Origin of the sequence: Lactobacillus sp. ESL0260, assembly GCF_003692935.1 — a bacterium.
GTDB classification, from domain to species: Bacteria; Bacillota; Bacilli; order Lactobacillales; family Lactobacillaceae; genus Lactobacillus; species Lactobacillus melliventris.
The window spans coordinates 55450-78428 of the sequence record NZ_REHO01000013.1; the positions used below are offsets into that span (position 1 = coordinate 55450).

Sequence of the window (22979 nt, forward strand, 5' to 3'; positions counted from 1 at the left end):
AGAAATTTGGTGGTTATATCACCTTGAAGTTTTCCCAATGCTTTTTTATACGCTTTGAATAAGTACTTAAAGCTATTTTTGCTTTTCTCGCAGTATTCCCTTCTTCAATACGAATTGACGATCGTATTTAAGCTCATTAATTTGATCATGGCTGGCAACCACTATAGTTTTATTTTGCTGTCTTAATTTTTTAAGCATAGCTACAAATAAGCCAATGCTCTCTTGATCAATTCCACGTGTCGGCTCATCAAGCAAAATAATATTTTGGTTTTCCATCACAGCCTGGATGATGCCCACCTTTTGCCTCATACCAACAGAATACTTGACTATGGGTTCCGGATCGTCAGGATCAAGCATAAAGTACTGTAGTAAAGCCCTAACTTCTTTCTCATTAAAGCGCTTGTTAAGATTAGCCAGAAAATGAAGGTTAGACATGGCTGACTCATATTCCAAAAAATTGGGATTTTCAATTAATGCCCCAACAATATCATTTTCATCCAGCTTAATTTCACCGCTGTCTGCTTTTAACAAGCCGGTAATAATCTTAAAAATGGTAGACTTCCCAGAACCGTTAATACCTGAAATATGAATTAGTTCTCCTGGCTTAGCTGTCAAAGATACGCTTTTTAAAACCAGCTTCTGACCAAATGACTTTTTTATCTGCTTAAGCTCTAACATTATTTCTCCTTAAAAGCCACCATAAATTTCATGGATAGCCCGATATAACTCGTCATACACGGGACTATAATTTATTAAAATATTTTTTTCTATATAGTAGTGATAAATTAAATCTATGATTATCGCCATTAGCAATAATAAATAAGGCCTATGCCAGTTATAGCCACCAACTAACAGCCAAAGTAGAAGCAAAAAAGCCAGAACATGTAGTAGTATGAGTTCAATGCCTACAATTGGGTTACCAAATTTAAATAAAGGGTAATCAGTAAAAAAATACGGAACAAAAAGACCTAATACAAAAATTAAACAATAAATTGTAGCCAGTACCATTAAGTGCATGATCATCGACTTATTCTTTTTTCGCACCGTCACAAACACGTTGATGTTACGAAAAGTAAGTATCTGCTTATAAAATAGCAAGAAGACCGCTGGTTGCAAATACAGTGATACCATGTGAAAATTGAGGTATTCGTTTGGCAATTCCATGGTTTCCGGTGAACCTGTTTTTATAAGTATAATGCTTCCCATTAGTCCTATCAAAAATACGATAAAACCATTTAAAACAAGTCTGCAGGATATTCTTTTTAAGCGCATAATTAGCCCAGCTTTCTTTTCTGCTGCCACAATTTAATTAAGTAAGCAGCAAGTGACAGATAAACCAATGCCACTACTATAAAAAGCAAATATGAATTAATCGGTGGCAAGCGAGAACCTAGCGCAAACTGTCCCGGTGCAAGTACAGCAAATGGAAACCACAAATACGAGAGAAAGAGCAAAAATTCATTGCCCAGTGATATTATGAATGACAATAAGGTTAAACCCATCCCTACACACGGGCCCAAAACTAGATAAATACTATTTTTTGATACAAACAGACCAATACTTAAAATTAAAACAGCAAAAATACCCCAGCCAATAGCAGATAATATAACATACGAACATAAGTCAATTAGTTGGTTAGTAGAAAAATATCCTGGTCTTGCACCAATGTATAATTTGATAGGTCTGGTTTTAAAGAAAAAGGGATAATAAAATAAGTTAATTAATGCTAACTGGTAAAGATTAGTTATTAAAGAAAATACTACCCCAATAATAAAGGAGCGAATAATCCCTGCTTTGATAAAACCATGATATCCAATTCTTTGCTGGACAGCGCTAAACATATTATTATTTTTAAAATAGATTAAGAGACCAGCTCCAAAGATAGGTACCAAGGCCAACAAAATAACTAAATTTATAATATTTTCGTTCCAACCATTCGGTTGAATTGAAAAGAAAAGCATAACAGAAATGTCAACTGCTTTGCCCTTTAATGGTATTAATCCTGCTTCAGATTTAGCGGCTATAAAAAACTGCCAGGTAAGCAAAAGAAAATAAATAATTAGAAAAATAAGAACAAATTTTTGGGTTCGTTTTAGCATTAGCAGAAGTCCTCTTAACAAATATATCTTTGAATACTATATCATGTATAATATTAATTATAAACTGAAATAGTATGCCAAAAAAGTTAAGAAAAAACTAATTTTTCCCTATTAAAAAATGCTCTTATTGTTGCCTTTATTCATATGATTACTTAAATAAAATTAAAAACTTAACATAGACCTACTTTCTTAACAAAACGCATAAAAGCGGCTTTACCTTCTGCAGTTTGTTTGAAAACTCCTGCGTCTTCTAAAACGCGAGCAAAAACAAGACCTAATTCTTTTTGCAAAATTTGATCCACATTTGTATTTGTTATTTCATACTTACTGCTAATTTCCTTAGCCCAGTCAAGATGCATGGGTGCAATACTGTTAGGCTGGTTAAGCAAAAACTTTTTTACCTCAAGCAACTCAGGCTTCAAACGCGGCGGAAAAATTGCTAATCCCATTACTTCAATTAAGCCGATATTTTCCTTTTTAATGTGTTGTACATCAGCATGGGGATGAAAAATTCCATCAGGATATTTATCTGAAGTTTGATTGTCCCTTAGAACTAAATCAAGTTCATAAGTTTGTCCATGTAAACGAGCAATTGGGGTAATAGTATGGTGAGGGGTATTGTCTGTAAATGCCCGAACTGTTACTTTCTCATCACTATAATCACGCCAGTTTATTAAAATTTTATTTGCTAATTTGATTAAGCTATTTTTATTCAGACCGCGTAAACGGATCACAGACATAGGCCACTTGACAATACCTGCTTTGACATCATCAAATCCCTTAAAGTTAAGTTTTTTAACAATTGGTGCTTTTTCCATCGGAAAGCGATGCTTGCCGCCCTGGTAATGTTCGTGCGCTAAAATTGAGCCGCCTACGATTGGCAAATCCGCATTGCTACCAACAAAATAGCCCGGGAATTTAGCCACAATTTCCAGTAAATTAGCAAAAGTTTGTTTATTGATTACCATTGGCTCATGCTTTGGCGCTAAGAAAATGCAGTGCTCATTAAAATACGCATAAGGGGAATATTGAAAACCCCAAGTTTCATCTCCTAAATGAAAGCGAATGATACGGTGATTGGTACGCGCAGGATAATTTACATGACCTAGGTAGCCCTCATTCTCCATACACAACTGACACTTTGGGTATGACTTTACTTTAGCATTCTTGGCTGCTGCAATTTCTTTAGGATCTTTTTCCGGTTTGGAAAGATTAATCGTAATTTCTAGATCGCCGTATTTACTTGCAGCTGTAAAATAAATATTTTTTGCAATAGCTCTGGTTTTAATATAATCACTATCTTTACCCATTTGGTAAAAATCAGCTATCGCTTTTTGAGGTGAGCTCTCATAAGTTTGCCAAAAGTCGTGGTTAACAATGCTTGGTCTGGGGACAATCAAATTCATTAATTGTGCATCAAGGACATCCCTAGCGGAATTATTAGCTGGGCACTTTCCTGAATTTTGAGCAGCCTGAATCAACTCGTCTTTAAGATCCAGTAGACCTTCCTTACTAGTTGCAGCTTTTCTTGCCTCATCACCAACAAGGGCCAAAATTCTATTTCTCAAATAAATACGATCAAGTTCTGTAAAATCGCTGTGGGCAATAACTTGCGTAATGAATTTTTCAATTAGATTCGTTTTATCCATCTCAACTTTCCAATATTATAAAACTTTTGTACCATCAGCAGTGTCTGCAATATAAAATGAAGGTAAGTAGCCAATTTCTTCTTGATAAATATCAGCGACATTTTTTTCAAAAGCTTCAACTTTATTTTTGGCAACCAAAGCTATCGCACAGCCACCAAAACCAGCACCAGTCATTCTTGCACCCAAAACTCCAGGTTGCTTCCAGGCAGTATGAACCAATGTATCAAGTTCTTTACCCGTCACTTCATAGTCATATTCTAAAGAGACGTGTGAGGCATTCATTAAGTGACCAAATTCATTTAAATCACCCTTTTGCAGTGCTTTTTCAGCATTTAATGTGCGTTCATTTTCCCAGACTGCGTGACGACAGCGTTTCAGCAGGTTTTCTGTTGGCAAAAGATAACTATTCTCATCAAAAGTTAAATTATCCAATTCACCTAGCGACTGAATTGACAGTTTCTCCTGTAAAAAGTGCAATCCCTTTTCGCATTCTGCTCTACGTTCATTATATTTTGAGTCTGCTAAGGTCCTCTTCTTGTTCGTATTCATAATAACCATGACATTATCTTTCAAGTCAAGTGGTACCAGCTCAGACTCTACCTTTTCAGTATCCAGCAGAATGGCGTGATCTTTTTTACTCATAGCAACTGCATATTGATCCATAATGCCAGAATTGACGCCAATAAAGTCGTTTTCGGTTTTGACTCCCAGCTTGACGATTTCTAACTTAGAAAAAGTTAGTTTAAACTGATCCTGCAATAAAATGCCAATTAACATTTCTAAGGCTGCAGACGAAGATAATCCGGCACCATCAGGAATATTGCCATTAATATAAATATTAAGACCATGATCAATCTTTGCCCCATCTTCGAGCATAAAATGAAGCATCCCTTTTGCGTAGTTTGCCCATGAATCTTCTTTGGCAAACTGCAGCTGGCGCATATCAGTTTCTACTACGCCCATAGCGGCAAAATTAGCAGAATAAAAGCAAAATCTTTCATCAGTCCGCGGACTGGCTGCACCATAAATTCCTAAAGATATCGCACAGGGGAACACATGACCACCATTATAATCTGTGTGCTCACCAATTAAGTTAATTCTACCAGGCGAAAAATAACAGCCGGTTGGTTCTTGGTGATAAATATTACTAAATTCTTGCTTGAGTTCTTTAATTTTCATTTGTTTTCATTTCCTTTTAAAAGCGCTATCAAAATACTGACAATTAAATTATACTTCATTATAATTTACCAGCAAGGTTTGAAAAGGAATTCTCAATATTAAAAAAGAGTTTCGTTTTGTCGAAACTCTTTTCAAAATTATTACCAGATATGTAATAATCTATCCGGATGTAATTTACATAAATTAAACTGGTGCACATGCTGCGGCCGGCTTTGGGGAAATTGCTCCAAAAAATCAGCCGGATTAGCTAGTCCCGTAGAATATGACCAAACACTTTTAACCTTTTTAATAGGATCAAGCATTTCATTTCTAACCGGATATGCAGAAATCAAAAAATGCTTGTGATGAAATTTAAATACAAAAAATGGTAAGCGAAACTGATTGACAACTTCATCCTTGGTTTTCCCAATCGTAACTACATTACGATATGTACCATACTTTTCTGTAAATAAATCATTAAAAGAAAAATAAAAATTGGAAATATGCACATGAGGAAAGTTCTCTTCCGTAACTTTATCCGGAATTGCGATGACGTGAGCAAAATGATCCAAATTACTTTCCTTTTGTGACAGTGCTTTACCTAACTGATTAGGATTTATCACATGTGCCCATTCAGGCACATCTAAGTTATCTTGATATGATAAAAACATTTCCCTAATCACATTAGGCTTAACCCAATCATATTGTCTGCGAATTTCGTTACGATTTAATAAATTCCGCAAAGTTTTATGATACATTAAATCAACGACAAATAGCTCATAATGATAACGCTCGACCCAGGGTTGATAATGTTCAATATTTTCCGTAAAAATATGAGTACTATCTACAATAACCGTTTCGCCGCGTTTCATTTTTTCTTCTACGAGGTAATCCACCACTTTTTCCGTTTGCTCGTTGGCATAACGGGGAATAACTTGATGTAAGCAATCTGTTTCTTCTTCATAAAAATAGGTTAGATTCGCCAATAACAATCTGATCTGATCACGACTAATTGCATATGGCTGTAAGTGATGACGAGAAATAAATGAAGATTTACCAGAGCCGGGTGCGCCTCGTAATAAAAATATTTTACGCATGCCTCTACTCCAAACTAAAAATGTAAAATTTAAATGATATCGTATTAAATTTTAACATATAATTGCAGAAATCCTTACTATTGAACTAAAAGCTGCGTAAAATCTTTTTATCAATAATTTTTAAATGTTGATCAAAAGTATAAATTATGGGCTCTGCATTTGGCACCTCAAGCTTGATAATATCGTGATCATTGATATTCTCCAATTTTTTAATTAATGCCCGCAAACTTGAACCATGAGCTACAATTAATTGATCCTCACCCATTTTTAACCTACTGGCTACATTGTCTTGATAATAGGGTAACACTCTCTTTTGTGTTTGATAAAGACTTTCAGCTCTTGGCAAGAGGTGAATGTCACAACTGTCATAGCGTCTAGAAGTCACTTTTTCACCCAGGGGAGGAACAGCGTAAAAGCCACGTCGCCATTCTAACACTTGCTGTTTACCAAATATTTTACGTGACTCGTCTTTATTTATCCCACGTAATTTGCCATAATGTCTTTCGTTTAAACGCCAAGTCTTAGTAAGAGGTAAATATAAAAAATGACAAATATCAGCTACTATATTGGCCGTCACAATTGCTCGAGTTAAAACAGAAGTATGCATATGAGTGGGCTTAAAATCAGTAATTTGGTTAATTAAATTGCCGGCGGATTCTGCTTGTTTTCGTCCTTTAACAGTTAAACCAACATCATTCCAGCCAGTATATACATTAGACTTATTGGCTGTACTTTCACCATGTCTTAACAATACCAACTTAACCATTTTACTTTACCCAGTGCATTATGATTAAAATCAAACCGCTAATAGTAAAAATGATGCCTAGTATCATAAAAGGAGTTGCTCCATGATTATGATTGCGGTACCGTCTGTTATAAGCATAGGCAATATCATATAAGCCAACTATCAAAACAATAATGGCAGTAAAAATACTGATTTTCAAAATTATCTTTCTCCTACTTACTCACGATCAGTTACAATCATTTTATCATTTTTTCCGCGTTCACATTCAACTTGGAAATTAATATGGTTAATACCTAATTTTTGCAATTTTGCACTAATTTTTTGAGTCAGTAATTCGAACTTTCTAGCAGTCAAATCAGGATCAACATTAACGTGCGCATCAAGCATGATATAACGATCGCTATAACGCCACAGATGTACATGATGAATGTTTTTTATTTCCGGAAACGATAAAACAATTCTATTAACTTCTTCCAAATCAATATCGGGATTGGATTCCATTAAGACATTTGCTGCTTTAGCTGTTATTTCACAAGCTTCATGAAACACAAAAACTGAAACCAGTAAGGTCATTAAGGGATCAATCCAGCTAATGTGCCAGTAGTAAATAAAAATAGCACCTATTACCACTGCTACGCTTGAAAGAGCATCACTCAGCATATGCATAAATGTAGAGCGCACATTTAGGTTTTTTTCGTCACCTTGATTCATCACGAGCATTGAGATTATATTTGACACTAGTCCAATAATGGCAACGATAAGCATAACGCCACCACTAATTTTGGTTGGTGTCCAGAATCTTTCGATTGCTTCAATAAATAGGACGATACTGATTAATATTAAGATAATTCCATTGGTAAAGGCAGCCAAAGTTTCAGCCCGCTCATAGCCAAAAGTTTTATTCTTATTGTTGCGCCTGTTGCTGATGATGTGAGCCACGAATGAAATAATTATTGCACCAACATCGCTGAGATTATGAACTGCGTCTGATAATAAGGATAAAGACCCCGAAACAAATCCACCAATAAATTCAGCGGCCGTAATAACAACATTCAACCCAGTTACATACGCAAATTTCTTTGTAGTGTGATCCTTCATAAATTTCCTTTCAATGCCTAAGGGCGAAAAAAGTCCTACTTTTAAGCAGGACTTTACATATCTTCAGCATTTATATTATAATCTATAATTTCAAAATTGCCATCTTCACGAAGTATTCCCCGAGTTACACTACCATTATTGGGAAAATTAATATCATGAAGACCGTCACTCTGGTTCCAATACTTAATTGCCAGAGTTTTTAAAAAATCACCATGGGAGACTAACAAAACTCTCTTCTCATTTTTAGTTAGTTCATGAAGAACATTGATAGCTCGAACCATTCGTTCGTCCAGCTCTTTTTTATTTTCAGCTAAATGACGTGGATCGGCCTTTTTGGTTGCTTCGCGAAACTCATAAATACCAACTTGATTGATAATTTTAGTTACATCTGTCTGTGGTCCAACACCTGCTGCTAGTGCAACCTGTCTCCATGTGTCCTCAATATCATCACCTTCAAAGGAGCCAAAAAATACTTCTCGAAATTCGGGTAATTTTTTAATTTTACCGATTTCTGAAACTTGATTCGCATCTTTCATCAAGTGAACTGTATCAATTGCACGTTTTAAATCAGAAGAATACATATTGTCAAAATGAACTTGACTTAAAGCTCGCGCAGTAATCTTCAGATCATTAATTCCTTTAACCGTTAAGGGAGAATCACACCATCCTTGAACTTTGTTTAACTGGTTAAACATTGTTTCGCCGTGGCGGACAAAATAAATTTCCGTTGCCAATTTGCATTCTCCTTCCTTTATAACGTGTTTTAAACTATAACATATATGCTTTGTAAAAGAAATACCCAGCTTGAATAAAAGCTAAAGTTGCAATAAAGATGCGGACATATTTGGCCGGAACTTTGCGCAAGACATCCATCCCCAAATAGCCACCTATAAACATGCCGATAGCAAGAGGAATAGCCTGCAGCCAATATATACGCGAAGTAAAAATAAAGACAATTAGTGCTACCAGATTAGCCAGGCCGCAGATGACATTTTTGATTGCATTAACGACAATAAACTTTTCATCAGTAATATAAGTTAATAAAACCAGCACAATTACTCCGCCGGCTGCTCCAAAATAGCCAGTGTAAACGCCCATACCTAATAATGCAGCAATATAAAAAATTTCCTGCCACAGTGGTCTTTTATGCGGCTCTAAACTATGATGCTTACCTGAAACAATTACTAAAACACCCGAACCAGCAATAAAAATTGGTACCACTTTTTCAAAAACACTCGATGGGAAAGCTAATAATAAACGACAGCCAATTAAAGAACCTACAACCGTAAATATCGAGTAAAAGGCAACTTGGTGCCAATGTCCTTTAAGTTCCTTTGTCGAAGAAATAGTAGAACCAATACTAGTCCAAATTAAGGCAGCATCATTTGTGACGTTGGCATAAACTGGTGGAATACCAACTGCTAGTAATACCGGATATGAAGCAAGAGAAGCCATTGAAGTTACTGACGACAACAATCCACTGGCCACGCCTCCAATTAAGATAAAAATTACTGAAAAAATAGCTGCCATTCAAACTAACTCCCTTTTTATAGTTAATTTCTATTATAATGCTCTTGAAAAATAATTTAAGCAGGTATTTTAATTCTGACCAATTGTCTATTTAATAATGAAGTTGGCTTTAACAAATTAGTCTTTAACTAATAATTACTGAAACATACTGTTTTTGCACACAAAAAAAGAATTAACTTTAGTCGATAATAAAGTCAATTCTTCTCTAAATAAATATTTTGTTTTAAATTCATCTCTCAGTATCTTAAGTTACTTAATACCCTTTCTTACTCAATAAATATGAGTAAGAAGTTGGAATCAAAATAACTATAATAGTGACAGATATAACCGTCCAATACATTTCCCAATAAGAAGTTAGAAGCAGAATAATGCCGCTGATAAAAAAGACCCATCCGGCAAATCTGTGTGTTTTACGCCAATTTTCCGTATTATTCAAAGTCCATGGTAATTTAATGCCAACGACATGATTAGGACTAACTTTAGGCAGATAATTACCAAAAATAATAAAGAACAGTCCCAAAAAAGCACTAAGTATAAAGGAGCCTTTTACTTTATGACCCATTGCATAGGCATAAAATGACAGATTTACGATATTAGTAATAACAGGAACAAGCCAAAGGGTAATATTAACTATCTTAAAATCAAGATTTTTGGTTTCTTTTTGATTGTGTAATATAAAAAAAACCATTACTTGAAGCATAATTCCCAAAAAAGGCAAACCAATAATAACCCATAATTTATTGCTAAAAGCATTTGGCATATCAGTCATCCCAAAGTGTGTGGCCATTTTTTGCGGCAAACGATTATATAAAAATGCTCCGGTCAAAATTGGAAATAAGATTAGCAGAAGCGAGATTAATTCTGTTTGACGAATACTATTCTTTTTCATCATGATCTCCTTTCAGATCAACCAACCAACCCATAATTTCTTCTATAATAGAAGTATTTAGCGAATAATAAATAAAGTTTTTTTCGTGTTCCTCTTCAATTAAATCAGCCTTTTTCAGCATATTAAAATGGTAGGAAATAGTAGCTTTTGTCATATTAAAATGATTAGCAATGTCTCCTGCCGACATTGGTCCATTTTTTAAAAGCTGCAATATTTTGCGACGCACTGGATCGGACAAGGCTTTAAAACTAGTTTCAAAGCTCACATTAGTTTCCTTTCTATTTAGACAAATATCTAATTAGATATTTGTCTAAATAGTATCACAATTTTTACAAAAAACAATAATTTTTAACATGTTAATCAAAAATCCTTGAACTATAGTAAAAATAATAAAACTATTCAGGTGGCTGTGTGAGAACTCAGAAAAATTATGAGTAAAAACTTGTTCATAAATATTTGTCTTTAATTTAGCTTAGCTAATCGTTATAATGCAGAGGGTTAGTTAATGAAAGGAAAAGTACACTTGGCAAAATATGAAACTTTAATTTTTATTCTTGAAGGAAGTTTATTAAACGAAAAAGTTGCAGAACTAAATGCACTTAGTCAGACTTTGAAGTTGGCAGGCAGAGAATTTGGTCCAGCTCAGCGCATACAATATAATTCATTACAAGAAAAGACTAAATTACTAGGATTTGATGAGCGCATTAAATTAACTTTGCAGGAATTCTTTAAAAATGACTGGATTTCGGCGAAAGGCACTTTTTATAACCAGTTGCAAAAACAAGATCAGTTAAATAAAGATGTCTTGCCTTTTTTAGATGAAGTGCAAAATAAAGTTAACTTGATTTTGCTGACAAAAGAGAAAAAAGATGTGGCTTCATCCCGCATGCAGAGCACAGAACTATTAAATTATTTTTCCGCAGTTTATTTTAAAGATGACTTGACTAGTAAATTACCAGATAAAAAGGTTTTGACAACAATATTGCACCAGCAAAATCTGTCGCCAGCTACTTGTCTTGTGATTGGGACAAACTTAGTCGATGAAATTCAGGGTGCCGAAAATGCTAACCTAGATTCCCTTTGGCTCTCGCCCAAGAAAGTAAAAATGCCAATTAGCCCTCACCCAACCTTACATTTAAATAAATTAAGTGATTTATTATTTTACCTGGAATTAAGCTAGTTTATAATAAAGAAAAAGGATTGTGAGGTGAAACAAATGAATAAAGTAGCTGTAGTTTTTGCCGATGGTTGTGAAGAAGTTGAAGGTTTAAGCGTTATTGATGTGTTGCGCCGCTTAGGCGTTCAAGCTGATATGGTTGGGCTTACTAGTACAACTGTCAATGGTGCACACAATATCAAACTTACTTGTGATAAAACTGTTGACGATAGTCTATTGGATTATGACGTAGTAGCTCTTCCAGGTGGAACAACCGGAGCAGAAAATTTACGGGATAATAAAAAACTGGGAGATCTGATGATAAAACGGCATAACGCTAACCAATGGGATGCCGCAATGTGTGCTGCCCCCATTGCTCTTGCCCGTTATGGCGTTATAGCTGATGCTGATTATACTTGCTACCCTGGCTTTGAAGAACAAACTAAAAAAGATGCTCCAAGCGGACATTTCAAGGAAACTATTACTGTTACTGATAATGTTCACAAAGTAATTACCAGTCGTGGTCCTGCAACTGCCTGGGCATTTGCATACGCAATTGGGGAAGCTCTCGGAATTGCCACCAAGGATCTGAAAGCCGGAATGCTTTATAATTATCTGGCTGAAAATATTCAAGATAGTTTGTAATTTAACACCAATAATAAAGGTGAAGCTTAACTGCTTCACCCTTTTATTTTGCCATTATGATTATTCAATACTTTACTAACTTTTTCAGTCAAAACCAGAAACAAAGCACTTAATTGCCTAGCTTTAAATAAACATGATAGAATTAAATTACACTTAAAATTTAATAACAGGAGGTATTAAAATGTGCACAACTATTGCAATCAAGTCAGATAGTGGGGACGTATTTTGGGGACGGACAATGGACTTTACCTTCGACCCCTTCAAACCAAGTGCGGATAGCAAAATGACTACATTTCCTGCAAATTATGAATTAAAAGGTTTGCACCAAAGTTGGACGACTAAATATCCATTTATGGGTATCAACGTCAATGATTCGCTTTTCTTTAACGATGGCATTAATAGTGCTGGAATCGTAGGAGATGCACAATTTTTAGAAGAGGCCTCTTGGGATACAGTAGAAAATCTTAAAAAGCGCGGATTAAAGCCAATCATTGGTGAAGAAGTTGTTGCCTATGTTTTAAGTAATTTTGGTTCTATCGCAGAAATTAAAGAAGCATTCAAACATTTAGGTCAGGAAAAAACTAATTATCCTGATTGGGAAGATGCTGACACGGGCATCCCTACTCCAATTCCAATGCATTATACCTTTAGTGATTCTAGCGGCAAAAGCGTAATCTTAGAACCAGTTAACAATGGTGCCTTCAAAATTTATGATGGCATTGGTGTGATGACCAATAGTCCGGAATATCCTTGGCATCTTGACAATTTACGGAATTACTTACATTTAACTAATCACAATTTGGGTCATCACCAAATTACTGATCAACTAGATATTAAACAAATTGAAAGTGGTTCAGGTCTGTTGGGATTACCCGGTGATTACACTGCACCATCACGTTTTGTTCGTGGCACATTTATTTCTAAATTCCTAGCACCATTCCACTCTGATCAAGGAATTCCACAATTATATAACGTCTTTAAATCCGTCATGATTCCACGGGGACTAGAACATCTTCACGAGGGTGAAGACAAATGTGATTATTCTGGTTACTGGGCAGGATATGATGTTTCAAGCAGAAGTTTATATATTCAACCCGAAGACTGCCCAACAATGACCAAGTTTGTTTTAGAGCCTAACACTACTACTAAAATTACTCAACCTATTCAACACGACTTTAAAGTGTTAGAAACTAAAAGACAAAAAGCTTTAGCTTGAAATTTATTACCAGTTTATTTGAATTTTTTGTTTTTTAATTGTTCTATTTGAAACAAAATGTGTGTAAAAGTTTGATACTTTTACACGCATTTTTATAAATAATAACTATTTACCAACTAATAGTGATGGATATTGTGTATACGATAAATCACCTTTATAAGCAAACCATTCTTTTATTTCCTTTATTGATTTATTGGCAATTTTTTCGTTTTGACCGTGTAGCTTTTAGCCTCATTTTTAATTTGAATTAGTGATGGTCTTTTGCCTTCAAACTGTAAATTCATAACTTTTAACTCGCTTTGATCAGTGGCTGTAAGGCTTTTTTCTTAACATTTATGTTATAAAGATCGCCGTTAAAGAAGTTAACCCAACCTTGATTTTTGCCACTTTGATCAACTATGTGAGCAACCAATTCAACCCTACTGGTACCAAATTCAATAATCTTAAATTTTATATTTTTATCTGCCATTTTCTTAACCCAGCTTCTGCCAATTAGTTTAGAAGTATCATTGATAACGTCATTAACTGTGGGATAAACAATAGCATTCCGAACCAATTTAAATACTTTAGAAAACCGTTTAGCAGACGTAACGGTCATACCCAGGTCTGTTGCCTGATTAATTGCTGCTGACTTAGCAGTATCATTATTCTTCAGCTTTAACTATAGTTGAGTTAGCTAGCGCTGTAAAAGAAAAAAGGGTGACTGCAGAACATAAAACTGTTCTCAAATACTTGTGTTTCATTTTCTAAGCTCAAAAAACAAACTACATTAATTACTTGTAACAAAACTGTAATTTTATTACATTTATATGTCAATAATAAATATTTATTTAACTATCAAAAAGCAAAATGATTATCAATTTTTGCCAAATAAATAAGCCCTAAAAGTAAGACAACTTTCAAGACTTATTTTGAAATCAATTCTTTAGCAACTATTTTTTTCTACTTCCATTTTAATGTTGCTAGTCAAACGTTTATTCATTTCCAAAACAAAAATAGGAATTAAACTACCAATCAAAACGACCAGCCAGCCCTGAACAGGTAGCAAGGCAAAGTGCAAAAATTGTCGCAAACGAGGTAAGAGTGTCAGTGATAAAACCAGTATCATACTTAGTAATAGTCCCCAATTAAGCATTTTATTGGATTTAAATGTTTGCACAGTGATTGGTTGAGAATCTTTAATAGCGTAGATATCAATCATGGAGCCAAGGGCTAAAACTAAAAAGACTAAAGTCATACTCACTTGCGCGTCATTAGGTGAAATAACAAATTTACCATAGGCGTAAACTCCCAGAGTTAAAACTGTGAAGGTTGTCGCTCTAACAATCATTCTTTGCATTAATCCGCGTCCAAGAAGGCTCTCCTCATTACCTATTGGATCTTGATCCATTATATTTGGTTCACCCGGTTCTTTACTAATAAAGAATCCTGGTATCCCATCGGCAAGCACGTTGATAATTAATAATTGTTCAGCTAATAGTGGTGCACCCCAACCCAAAATTGTACTAATAACCATTAAGAACATTTGAGCAAAATTAACACCAATTAAGAACTCTACCGCTTTAATAATGTTTTGGTAGACTGTTCTACCCTCCGCTACAGCTTTAATAATTGTAGCAAAGTTATCATCAGTCAGAACCATATCTGCAGATTCTTTTGCCACTTCTGTACCTGTGATACCCATAGCAATGCCAACATCCGCAGCCTTCAAAGCAGGTGCATCGTTCACACCATCACCTGTCATGGCAACTGTTTTATTAAGTTCTTGCCAAGCTTGAACTATCCGAATTTTATCACTAGGAGTAACACGAGCATAAACACTGACATCTTGAATACAATTTTTTAATTCAGTGTCCGACATTTTCTGTAAATCGGTTCCTGTAATTGCTTTTTGGCCTGACTCCAAAATGCCAATTTCTTTAGCAATTGCTTCAGCGGTCACAAGATGGTCGCCAGTTATCATTATGGTTTTGATACCTGCTTGTTTTGCTCTATGAACAGCCGCTCTTGCTTCCGGCCGAGGTGGGTCAATTAAGCCAATCATACCTGCAAGCTGCAAGTTAGAGTTATTTTCATTCCAATTGGTTGGATCAGCAGTAGCAGGAATTATTTTATATCCTACTGCCAGCACCCTTAGCGCAGCTCTAGCCAGATCATCATGAGCCTTTTGACCCGCTTTAATTGGTTCTTTTTTATTTAAAGGTAATCTATCCCAAGCACCTTTGACAATTACCAATTGACTGCCATTATCAAGACGATGGACAGTAGACATCATTTTTTTATCAGAATCAAACGGATCTTCCGCTATTCGAGGAGCTTTTTCTTCTAGCAGCTGGCGAGAACTTCCCTGCGCGTGCAACCAATTCACAATTGCAACTTCGGTAGCATCACCAACAACTTCTTCTGAACCGTCTTTTTCCATGATTTTAGCATTATTAGCTAAACCTAACATCTTTAACAAATTTTGACCAGCGTCTGGTAAATCAGCAGCTTTTTTAATGCCGGTTTCTGGAGTCCAATACTTAGTGATAGTCATTTTATTTTGAGTTAAAGTACCTGTTTTATCAGTCGCAATAACGTCAACATTGCCAATTGTTTCTACGGCACCAATCTGTCTGATAATAGCATTGCGGTTAGCCATTCTTTTGACACCGCGGGATAAACTGATAGTAACAATAATTGGCAAAGTTTCAGGTACAGCTGCAACTGCTAAAGATAGCCCAATCATTAAGCTATCAGTTAAGCTATTATTTTGCAGTCCTATGCTTAAGGCAAAAATCATCAGTCCACCTAGGCCAGCAAAAAATGTCATCCATTTTGACAGACTGTCTAACTTACCTTGAAGAGGAGTTTCCCGTTTATGAGTCTCATTTAAAAGATTGGCAATTTTGCCAAGCTCAGTTGCCATACCAATTGCATTAACTTGAACAAATGCCCGGCCACTAACAACTGAAGTTCCGGAGTAGACGCGCTCATCACTAGTCAAACTAGTTTTTGATTGAAAGCTTTTTTTAGAAACAGGTAAACTTTCACCAGTTAAAATTGCTTCATCAACCGCTAAATTAGTTTCATCTAAAATCACAGAATCTGCTGGAACCTGATCACCAGTGTTCAGATAAATCAAATCTCCGGGCACTAGTTCTGCAGCAGCGATTGTCATATCGTGCCCATCACGCCGACCATTAGCTGTTGGCAAACTCATTTCTTTGAGAGCTGCAAGTGATCTTTCCGCAGAAGCTTCCTGGTATAGTCCAATTACCACATTAATGACCAAAATTAGGCTGATTACAATGGTTTTGGTCCAACCGCCGTTTTGAAAAACAGCCATATATGTTGCTAGAATTATTGCTAATAAAAGCACAAGAGATGAAATATCTTTAAGATGATGCCATATTTTTCTATACAATGGAACTGGGCGTTTTTCGAGCAACTCATTAGTGCCGAATTCACCACGCTTTTGTTCTACTTCAGCAGCAGTTAAACCGGACTTGGGGGTTTTCGTGAATAGTAGTTCTGACTTTTGGGACATGCTATCTCCTCCATTATTCGCTTATGAAATAAATTACAGTTAAGATGTTTGTATAGATAAGTTAATTTACAGAAGTTATATGGCTCTTTATAGACCTAAATTTAATTTTATGTATTAAAGACAATGAGTTATTTACTTTTAAAAAAGCAGAAAGCCTCTGATAGCTATCCGAAGTTTTCTGCTCATTTAGTATTTAAAAAGTAGTTGTTAATTAACAACGTTTTTTATAAATTGTCTTTAGCTTAAAAATTTAATTTCTAAACTAAGCATCCTCTTTCCTATACAAGCTTATTATTATTTTACATGAATTGTTATTTTTGAGCTACTTTAATGCTTATACTATTAGCATTATAAGGCTGAAAAAGCTCAGTTTTTTGCTAAATAATTAATTTTGTTATTTAAAGCGTTTTATAAAGTACTTTTTATAATCTGACTAATAGTCGAACATACTTAAATTTTCTAATTCGTAATCTCAGCTTGTTTTCTTGCAACACGTTCTGAAATTTTAATGAATGGTATATAAAAGATGGTACATACAGCGAGTATTATTATTTGGACTAACACAACTTTCCAGTCCCCACCACTTGATAAAATGCCACTTAAAATTGGTGGAGTAGTCCATGGAACCATATATGCTAAGGGTCTCACAAATCCAACAGCAGTGGCAAAATAACCAATAAGTGAGCCGATGACAGGGCTTAAAACAAATGGAATAATCATTGGAATATTGAAAACAATTGGGAAACCAAAGATAATCGGTTCATTAATTTCAAAAATTCCTGGAATTGCTGCTAATTTAACAACATCTTTATAAGGCTGATAATGAGAAACCAATAGCACCGCTATTATCAAAGAAATTGTTAAGCCGGTGCCGCCCATTTGAGAATAAACTGTTACAAAATCTGAGTTTATAATATGAGTGGGCATTTTATGTGCTGTAACAGCGGCCATATTTTCATTCATATTTACTAGGTTTAGTGGATCTAAAAGGGAACCATTAATAACAGTTTGGTGAATACCTAAAGTATACAAAAAATTACCTGAAGAATATATTAATAAAAAGCCTGGTAATGAAGTATTAATTGATCGTAAAGGCTCTTGAACCAGTCTTGAAATTAACGTAACTAAATCAGTATTAAAGTAGGCAAATATAGCAGCAAAAATCCCAAATAAACTAAGAGTTAATAACGAAGGAAATAATACTGTAAAACTTTGTCCCACAGCAGGAGGTACTTGATCTCCCAAGTTAACTTTTAAAGCCTTAATTTTTGAAAATTTCATGTAAATCTCGGTAGCAAGTAAACCTATAATTATCCCAGCAAACATTCCTTTAGTACCTACTTGGGAATACAGAACTGCTCCAGTAATATCAACCGCTTTTTTAGATCCATTTGGAACTACACTAACATTAATTGCCAACATAATGAAAACGGCTGATAAAGCTATTACCGTGGCGGAAATTGGATTTTCAAAGGATTTGTTTTTGGCCAAAAAATATGCAATCATGGGCGCTACCAAAATACTAGCAACGTTTAATGTACCATTTGTTAATGCAGTCCCGAAAACCTGAAACCTTGCTAGTGTTGCTCCTTTAAAAAGCCAGGTAAAAACAACATTATTAAAAAGTGCCGCTACGCCAGCCAAAATAAACATAGGCATCAAAGTAGCAAAAGCATCTCTTAATGACCTTAAATGAACCTGATTACCAATTTTCACAGAAATATCAGTAAATTTATCCAAAAATTTTTGTAGTTTTGGATGATTCTGCGTACTAGCTGAATTATTCATTTTATTTCCTTTCTAACTTAAATCTTGTCCATTAGAATGGATAACTTTTTTGAGCCAAAAATAACTCTTCTTAGGTACTCTTTTCATATCTCGTAAATCATGATTAGTCCGATTGACATAAACGACACCATAGCGTTTTTCCATATTACCCTGAGAACTTAAAATATCAATTAGGCCCCAACCAAGGTAGCCCATAACTTCAACACCGTCTTCTGTGACAGCTTTTTGTAAAGCTTTAATATGGGCTCTATGATAGTCAATTCGATAGTCATCTTCTATTTGGTGATGTCCATCCCATTTTTCTCGCACACCTATACCATTTTCAATAGGAAAAACAGGCAAATGATAGCGTTGATAAATTTTATTTAACACATCCCTAAATCCTAGTGGATCAATTTGCCAACCCCATTCTGTTGATTTTAAATGAGGATTTTTTTCTCTACCATAATCTTGATACATATTTGGTGCTGTCTCTGCCGGAATTTTACTTGAATTTATGGTGCTTGAAGCATAATAACTAAAACTCAAGAAATCACTCCGTAATTTTGAAATTTCATTCTTCTCTTTATCTGTTACTTCAATATTGATCTGGTTATTGTGAACAAATTTAATTACAGCATCTGAATACTTGCCATAACTAAAAGCATCTAAAAGATTAAAATTTAAAAATTCATCTATTTGATGGGCAGCAAAAGCATCAGCAGGACTGGAAGTAGCTGGATATACTTGGTTATAGGCGAGCATGCCACCAACTTTAGCATCTGTTGTTTCATGAATATAATTTGCAATTGCAGCATGACAGTACATAACATTATGTGAAATCTGATATAAATCCGTTAATGATTTATTTCCATGAATGTAACCAGAAACTTTAAATGCACCAGAAGTATGATATAAATTTTGTTCATTAAATGTTATCCAATATTTAACTTTAGGTGCAAAATGATCGACAACTATCTTGCCGTAACGAATAAAATCAGTACAAACTTTTTTACTTATAAAGCCATTAAAATCTTCTGCCAAATGTAGTGGCATATCAAAATGATAAAGGCATATCATTGGTTGGATATTACGTTTAAGAAGTGCGTCCACTAATTTATCATAATACTTTAAGCCCTCTTCATTTACTTCACCGTCACCATTTTTGATAATACGTGACCATGAAATTTGAAATCTATACATATTCATTCCCAAATCTTGCATATAATCAAAATCTTCATTAAAATGATGATAATTATCATTTGCAAAATGCCAGTCACTGGTATGTGGTCCTGATTTACGAATGTCATATACGGATAGGCTTTTACCTCCTTCATTCCAACCACCTTCTGTCTGCATACTAGACGTAGAGTTGCCCCAGAAAAATTTAGTCATTTTTGATTCTTCTTTCTAACTATTAAAAGCGCTTTCAAGTAATATGTTATTGCTCTTTTAATTTCATGTAAACAATGATTGAAGTATAAGTAAATGATTTTATTTACTTACGAATTTGAGGTAGTAAAATGGCTAAGAAACCTAAATATATTAAAATTGCTAATTTAATTGAGCAAGATATTTTGACACACAAATATCAAAAGAAGTTGCCCAAAATTAGTAAACTGTCCTGTTTATATAAGACAAGCAAAGTTACGATAGTTAAGTCTTTACGTTTTTTGGAATATAAGAGTATTGTTAAACCAATTAGAGGCCATGGTACTCTAATATTAGCTGATAATGAAACGGAAATTTCCAAAAAAGATAATGCCACGGCACACGTTGGCTTCACCGAACGCCTAATGAACAATAAACTATTAACTAGTCATGTGATTTCGTTCGACATCAGAGAACCTACAGATAAAGAAGCTTTCTTTCTCAAATTGGGTATGAGTGATTTGGTCTACGACATTATTAGACAAAGGCTTTTAAATGATTTCCCTGCCAGACTTGAGTATACTGTCATGCCTATCAAAGTTATTCCTGGAATTACAATGGATGTTCTTCAAAAGTCGATCTATGGTTATATAGAAAATACATTAAATTTGAAAATCGGCAAAGCCAATCGTACCTTTCGTGCTGACAAACCAGATGCCTATGATCAGCTTTATCTAGAGTGCTCTGCCACTGACCCTGTATTTGAAGTGGAACAAATTTGTTTTTTGGATAATGGCATTCCTTTTGAATATTCCCAAACCAGAAACAGATACGATCAAGGCGAATTAACTTTAAATCAGGTTTAAATTTCAGTAATATACAAACAAAGAGCACAAGTTGGAAATCCAAATCTTGTGCCTTCATTAATTATATAAATTTTTTTACTTATGTATTCACATCAACTAAGGAGTATTACGATCCTTTAAAATAAGTCAGAAAAATGTAGTAATGCCTGTTGAAAAGAATAAATTTTTCTAGTTAATTATTTAAAATCAGATCATCTCAATAACTATTTTGAATCAATTTACTGATTGCTGTTTTAACATCGTTAGGAGTAGAACTTTTATCAATAATTTCTCTAAATGTAGAATTAGTCTGTAAATCGACAATAAAATCAAATAATTTTTGAATACTTAAATAGTCCTGTCGAGCAATTGCTAATAAAAAAACGTATTTTACTTCATTTTTTTCATCCCACATAATCGGCTGTGAAAGACGTGCAAAACAAACCTTAGATTTATTAGTAGCATAGCCCAAAGAGTGCGGTATTGCAATTTTACCACCAATCGCTGTTGAATACATTTTTTCTCTTTCATATACTTTTTCTTTGAAGTCTTTATTAACAATCTTTTTTTGCTCTAATTTTTTAATTAACATATCTAAAAGTTCATTTTTAGACAATTTTGCTTTTAATAGATAAATATTATCTTCATCAAACAATTTATCAATTGCCCGGTATGGATTATTGAGTGATTTTAAATAATCTGATAATTGTAAAATATCATTGTGAAAATTTGCTAAATCTATTTGTATTACTGGAACGGCAGCATTGCTAATAGGTACCATTGAAATCAAAAAATCGTTATTATTTGCTTTGCCTTCTAGGTATTCATCATAAGTATATGTACCGGTAATGTTCAAAAAAGCGGCAAACTGTGTTTCCAATTTTGCCCTTACCAAAACTGCAGTTGAGACTCCAGAACCACATATCAGTGCGGCATTTTTCTTTGAAGAACGACTACCTTGTCTTTCAATCGAAGCACCAATATGAAGAGTTATAAAAGACAACTCATCATCATCTAATTTAAGATCTAGCATGCGTTCCAAAATGGGAGCAGAATAGGCAGTTATTTCATAGGCATACGGAAAAGTCGACAAGATCACATTTAATAATGGGTTTTTACGCTTACCATTTACTTTTTTAATCTTAACTAAATTCGTCAAATGTTGAATTAAATTCACCCGCAATTCCTGATCGTTTAAAAGGTTGATAGCAAATTCACTCTTAATATTTTGCAAAAAAAAGGTGACTGCTTTTGCAATACTTTCTTTAGCATTAGACTTATTGGTATAGATAACACATTCAGGAAAGTTTAATGCAAAGTGATATACCAAATCATCTTTTTCTTTTTGATTTAGTTTAATTTCAAATTCACTTTCTATTTTTACAAATAATTCTTTTAAATTTTGCAGCACATCCTTTTTGATATTTGCATGTGTACTTGCTTCCAAATGAAAGTTTAATTTGATTCGTGAAATAGTTAATGCGAAATGCAAAATAATATTTTTAGTGTTAATGTCAGAAATATGATAACTATAATGTCTTAAAAACGCATGGATAAGTTTTTTTAACTTATCTAGATCGACATTAGCTAAAATGGTTCTTTCTTTTTCAGTGAAGTCAATAATATAATTATCTGATTTTTTATTAATTAACTTTGCAATAATAAAGTTTCGTTTATCTGCTTCAGAACCTTTTACTCTATAAACATCATTTGATTTATTTACTTTAAGATTAAATTTACTAAATTCTTTTTTAATAGTTACAAGGTATGAAAAAAAGGTATTATCACTAATGAAAAACTTTTCCACTAAATCTGATAATTTTACCCTATCATTTACCAGTAAATATTGCTCAACTGCAGCAATACGCTCCTCTGACCTAGTAACCGGCAAATCACTTTTAGCAACTTTGAGTAACTTAGCTCTAGTTTCTGCATCTACATTTGTTAAATAAAAACCAGCACCCCGTTTATTTTTGATAGTCACCTTAAAAATAGTTAATTCTTTATTTAAAGCTTGAATATCGGATCTGATAGTCCTCGTGCTTACATTACACTTTTGTGCTAAAAAGGAGGTTGAAACGTAGCGATTGGCAGAATCATTCAATAAAAGTTCAAGAATTTGTCCTAATCGTTTATAGGATAGTTTCAAATTATCACCTCATTTTCATTTGCACTTCTTTCAGTA

At 34.2% G+C, this 22979-nt stretch carries 22 protein-coding genes; 4 read left to right on the plus strand and 18 right to left on the minus strand.

All coding sequences use genetic code 11. From position 1 onward, the window contains the following. Positions 1 to 72: 72 nt before the first annotated feature. The 13 genes from F5ESL0260_RS06645 to F5ESL0260_RS06705 form a co-directional block, all read right to left on the minus strand. Positions 73 to 678, minus strand: a complete 606-nt coding sequence (locus F5ESL0260_RS06645; RefSeq protein WP_122026313.1) for an ATP-binding cassette domain-containing protein — start codon at positions 676 to 678, stop codon at positions 73 to 75. 9 nt (positions 679 to 687) lie between these two features. Then, positions 688 to 1272, minus strand: coding sequence for a hypothetical protein (locus F5ESL0260_RS06650; RefSeq protein ID WP_122026314.1), 585 nt, complete (start codon positions 1270 to 1272; stop codon positions 688 to 690). Positions 1273 to 1274: 2 nt separating this feature from the next. Next, complete coding sequence (locus tag F5ESL0260_RS06655; protein ID WP_122026315.1) at positions 1275 to 2099, minus strand: hypothetical protein; 825 nt, start codon at positions 2097 to 2099, stop codon at positions 1275 to 1277. Between the two features lie 170 nt (positions 2100 to 2269). Continuing rightward, positions 2270 to 3748: a UDP-glucose--hexose-1-phosphate uridylyltransferase gene (locus tag F5ESL0260_RS06660; protein ID WP_122026316.1), complete on the minus strand. Its 1479-nt coding sequence runs from the start codon at positions 3746 to 3748 to the stop codon at positions 2270 to 2272. A 15-nt stretch (positions 3749 to 3763) separates the two neighbouring features. Further along, on the minus strand, positions 3764 to 4927 hold the full coding sequence (locus F5ESL0260_RS06665) for a galactokinase (RefSeq protein WP_122026317.1): 1164 nt from the start codon (positions 4925 to 4927) through the stop codon (positions 3764 to 3766). A gap of 140 nt (positions 4928 to 5067) precedes the next feature. After that, the gene (locus F5ESL0260_RS06670) at positions 5068 to 6003 is read right to left on the minus strand and encodes an AAA family ATPase (RefSeq protein ID WP_122026318.1); all 936 of its coding nucleotides are present in this window, start codon (positions 6001 to 6003) and stop codon (positions 5068 to 5070) included. A gap of 85 nt (positions 6004 to 6088) precedes the next feature. After that, a complete protein-coding gene (locus F5ESL0260_RS06675) occupies positions 6089 to 6769 on the minus strand; it encodes a 2,3-diphosphoglycerate-dependent phosphoglycerate mutase (RefSeq protein ID WP_122026319.1) in 681 nt (226 codons plus the stop codon). Between the two features lies 1 nt (position 6770). Next, positions 6771 to 6950: a hypothetical protein gene (locus tag F5ESL0260_RS06680; RefSeq protein WP_110446393.1), complete on the minus strand. Its 180-nt coding sequence runs from the start codon at positions 6948 to 6950 to the stop codon at positions 6771 to 6773. Positions 6951 to 6964: 14 nt separating this feature from the next. Next, positions 6965 to 7846, minus strand: coding sequence for a cation diffusion facilitator family transporter (locus F5ESL0260_RS06685; protein ID WP_122026320.1), 882 nt, complete (start codon positions 7844 to 7846; stop codon positions 6965 to 6967). Between the two features lie 53 nt (positions 7847 to 7899). Continuing rightward, the gene (locus tag F5ESL0260_RS06690) at positions 7900 to 8580 is read right to left on the minus strand and encodes a histidine phosphatase family protein (RefSeq protein WP_046325304.1); all 681 of its coding nucleotides are present in this window, start codon (positions 8578 to 8580) and stop codon (positions 7900 to 7902) included. A 34-nt stretch (positions 8581 to 8614) separates the two neighbouring features. Then, positions 8615 to 9376 (minus strand): sulfite exporter TauE/SafE family protein, encoded by a 762-nt coding sequence (locus F5ESL0260_RS06695; RefSeq protein WP_122026321.1) that lies wholly within the window; start codon positions 9374 to 9376, stop codon positions 8615 to 8617. 253 nt (positions 9377 to 9629) lie between these two features. Next, positions 9630 to 10265, minus strand: coding sequence for an SdpI family protein (locus tag F5ESL0260_RS06700; protein WP_158593818.1), 636 nt, complete (start codon positions 10263 to 10265; stop codon positions 9630 to 9632). Further along, positions 10252 to 10530 carry an autorepressor SdpR family transcription factor gene (locus F5ESL0260_RS06705; RefSeq protein ID WP_122026323.1) on the minus strand — a complete coding sequence of 93 codons (279 nt, stop codon included), beginning with the start codon at positions 10528 to 10530 and terminating at the stop codon, positions 10252 to 10254. The genes F5ESL0260_RS06700 and F5ESL0260_RS06705 overlap by 14 nt, the downstream gene beginning before the upstream one ends. 258 nt (positions 10531 to 10788) lie before the next feature. Between F5ESL0260_RS06705 and F5ESL0260_RS06710 the strand changes: the two genes are divergently transcribed. The 3 genes from F5ESL0260_RS06710 to F5ESL0260_RS06720 all read left to right on the plus strand — a co-directional run bounded on the left by F5ESL0260_RS06710 (position 10789) and on the right by F5ESL0260_RS06720 (position 13282). Then, the gene (locus tag F5ESL0260_RS06710) at positions 10789 to 11445 is read left to right on the plus strand and encodes an HAD family hydrolase (RefSeq protein WP_122026710.1); all 657 of its coding nucleotides are present in this window, start codon (positions 10789 to 10791) and stop codon (positions 11443 to 11445) included. Between the two features lie 36 nt (positions 11446 to 11481). Continuing rightward, positions 11482 to 12066, plus strand: coding sequence for a DJ-1 family glyoxalase III (locus F5ESL0260_RS06715; RefSeq protein ID WP_122026324.1), 585 nt, complete (start codon positions 11482 to 11484; stop codon positions 12064 to 12066). A 181-nt stretch (positions 12067 to 12247) separates the two neighbouring features. Next, positions 12248 to 13282 carry a linear amide C-N hydrolase gene (locus F5ESL0260_RS06720; RefSeq protein ID WP_122026325.1) on the plus strand — a complete coding sequence of 345 codons (1035 nt, stop codon included), beginning with the start codon at positions 12248 to 12250 and terminating at the stop codon, positions 13280 to 13282. Positions 13283 to 13571: 289 nt separating this feature from the next. Here F5ESL0260_RS06720 and F5ESL0260_RS06725 read toward each other — a convergent pair whose 3' ends face one another. The 4 genes from F5ESL0260_RS06725 to F5ESL0260_RS06740 form a co-directional block, all read right to left on the minus strand. Beyond that, a complete protein-coding gene (locus tag F5ESL0260_RS06725; RefSeq protein ID WP_122026326.1) occupies positions 13572 to 13880 on the minus strand; it encodes a hypothetical protein in 309 nt (102 codons plus the stop codon). 327 nt (positions 13881 to 14207) lie between these two features. Beyond that, positions 14208 to 16811, minus strand: a complete 2604-nt coding sequence (locus F5ESL0260_RS06730) for a cation-translocating P-type ATPase (RefSeq protein ID WP_122026327.1) — start codon at positions 16809 to 16811, stop codon at positions 14208 to 14210. 459 nt (positions 16812 to 17270) lie between these two features. Next, positions 17271 to 18599: a PTS sugar transporter subunit IIC gene (locus tag F5ESL0260_RS06735; RefSeq protein ID WP_122026328.1), complete on the minus strand. Its 1329-nt coding sequence runs from the start codon at positions 18597 to 18599 to the stop codon at positions 17271 to 17273. A 12-nt stretch (positions 18600 to 18611) separates the two neighbouring features. Beyond that, positions 18612 to 19973, minus strand: coding sequence for a glycoside hydrolase family 1 protein (locus tag F5ESL0260_RS06740; protein WP_122026329.1), 1362 nt, complete (start codon positions 19971 to 19973; stop codon positions 18612 to 18614). Positions 19974 to 20101: 128 nt separating this feature from the next. Between F5ESL0260_RS06740 and F5ESL0260_RS06745 the strand changes: the two genes are divergently transcribed. After that, a complete protein-coding gene (locus F5ESL0260_RS06745; protein ID WP_122026330.1) occupies positions 20102 to 20815 on the plus strand; it encodes a GntR family transcriptional regulator in 714 nt (237 codons plus the stop codon). Between the two features lie 196 nt (positions 20816 to 21011). Here F5ESL0260_RS06745 and F5ESL0260_RS06750 read toward each other — a convergent pair whose 3' ends face one another. Further along, positions 21012 to 22943, minus strand: a complete 1932-nt coding sequence (locus F5ESL0260_RS06750) for a PTS sugar transporter subunit IIA (protein WP_122026331.1) — start codon at positions 22941 to 22943, stop codon at positions 21012 to 21014. Positions 22944 to 22979 lie beyond the last annotated feature (36 nt).

Excerpts from the sequence above, each read along its gene's own strand:
- F5ESL0260_RS06645 (WP_122026313.1), bottom strand. The coding sequence starts at position 678 with ATGTTAGAGCTTAAGCAGATAAAAAAGTCATTTGGTCAGAAGCTGGTT.
- F5ESL0260_RS06650 (WP_122026314.1), bottom strand. The coding sequence starts at position 1,272 with ATGCGCTTAAAAAGAATATCCTGCAGACTTGTTTTAAATGGTTTTATC.
- F5ESL0260_RS06655 (WP_122026315.1), bottom strand. The coding sequence starts at position 2,099 with ATGCTAAAACGAACCCAAAAATTTGTTCTTATTTTTCTAATTATTTAT.
- F5ESL0260_RS06660 (WP_122026316.1), bottom strand. The coding sequence starts at position 3,748 with ATGGATAAAACGAATCTAATTGAAAAATTCATTACGCAAGTTATTGCC.
- F5ESL0260_RS06665 (WP_122026317.1), bottom strand. The coding sequence starts at position 4,927 with ATGAAAATTAAAGAACTCAAGCAAGAATTTAGTAATATTTATCACCAA.
- F5ESL0260_RS06670 (WP_122026318.1), bottom strand. The coding sequence starts at position 6,003 with ATGCGTAAAATATTTTTATTACGAGGCGCACCCGGCTCTGGTAAATCT.
- F5ESL0260_RS06675 (WP_122026319.1), bottom strand. The coding sequence starts at position 6,769 with ATGGTTAAGTTGGTATTGTTAAGACATGGTGAAAGTACAGCCAATAAG.
- F5ESL0260_RS06685 (WP_122026320.1), bottom strand. The coding sequence starts at position 7,846 with ATGAAGGATCACACTACAAAGAAATTTGCGTATGTAACTGGGTTGAAT.
- F5ESL0260_RS06695 (WP_122026321.1), bottom strand. The coding sequence starts at position 9,376 with ATGGCAGCTATTTTTTCAGTAATTTTTATCTTAATTGGAGGCGTGGCC.
- F5ESL0260_RS06700 (WP_158593818.1), bottom strand. The coding sequence starts at position 10,265 with ATGAAAAAGAATAGTATTCGTCAAACAGAATTAATCTCGCTTCTGCTA.
- F5ESL0260_RS06715 (WP_122026324.1), top strand. The coding sequence starts at position 11,482 with ATGAATAAAGTAGCTGTAGTTTTTGCCGATGGTTGTGAAGAAGTTGAA.
- F5ESL0260_RS06720 (WP_122026325.1), top strand. The coding sequence starts at position 12,248 with ATGTGCACAACTATTGCAATCAAGTCAGATAGTGGGGACGTATTTTGG.
- F5ESL0260_RS06725 (WP_122026326.1), bottom strand. The coding sequence starts at position 13,880 with ATGACCGTTACGTCTGCTAAACGGTTTTCTAAAGTATTTAAATTGGTT.
- F5ESL0260_RS06730 (WP_122026327.1), bottom strand. The coding sequence starts at position 16,811 with ATGTCCCAAAAGTCAGAACTACTATTCACGAAAACCCCCAAGTCCGGT.
- F5ESL0260_RS06735 (WP_122026328.1), bottom strand. The coding sequence starts at position 18,599 with ATGAATAATTCAGCTAGTACGCAGAATCATCCAAAACTACAAAAATTT.
- F5ESL0260_RS06740 (WP_122026329.1), bottom strand. The coding sequence starts at position 19,973 with ATGACTAAATTTTTCTGGGGCAACTCTACGTCTAGTATGCAGACAGAA.
- F5ESL0260_RS06745 (WP_122026330.1), top strand. The coding sequence starts at position 20,102 with ATGGCTAAGAAACCTAAATATATTAAAATTGCTAATTTAATTGAGCAA.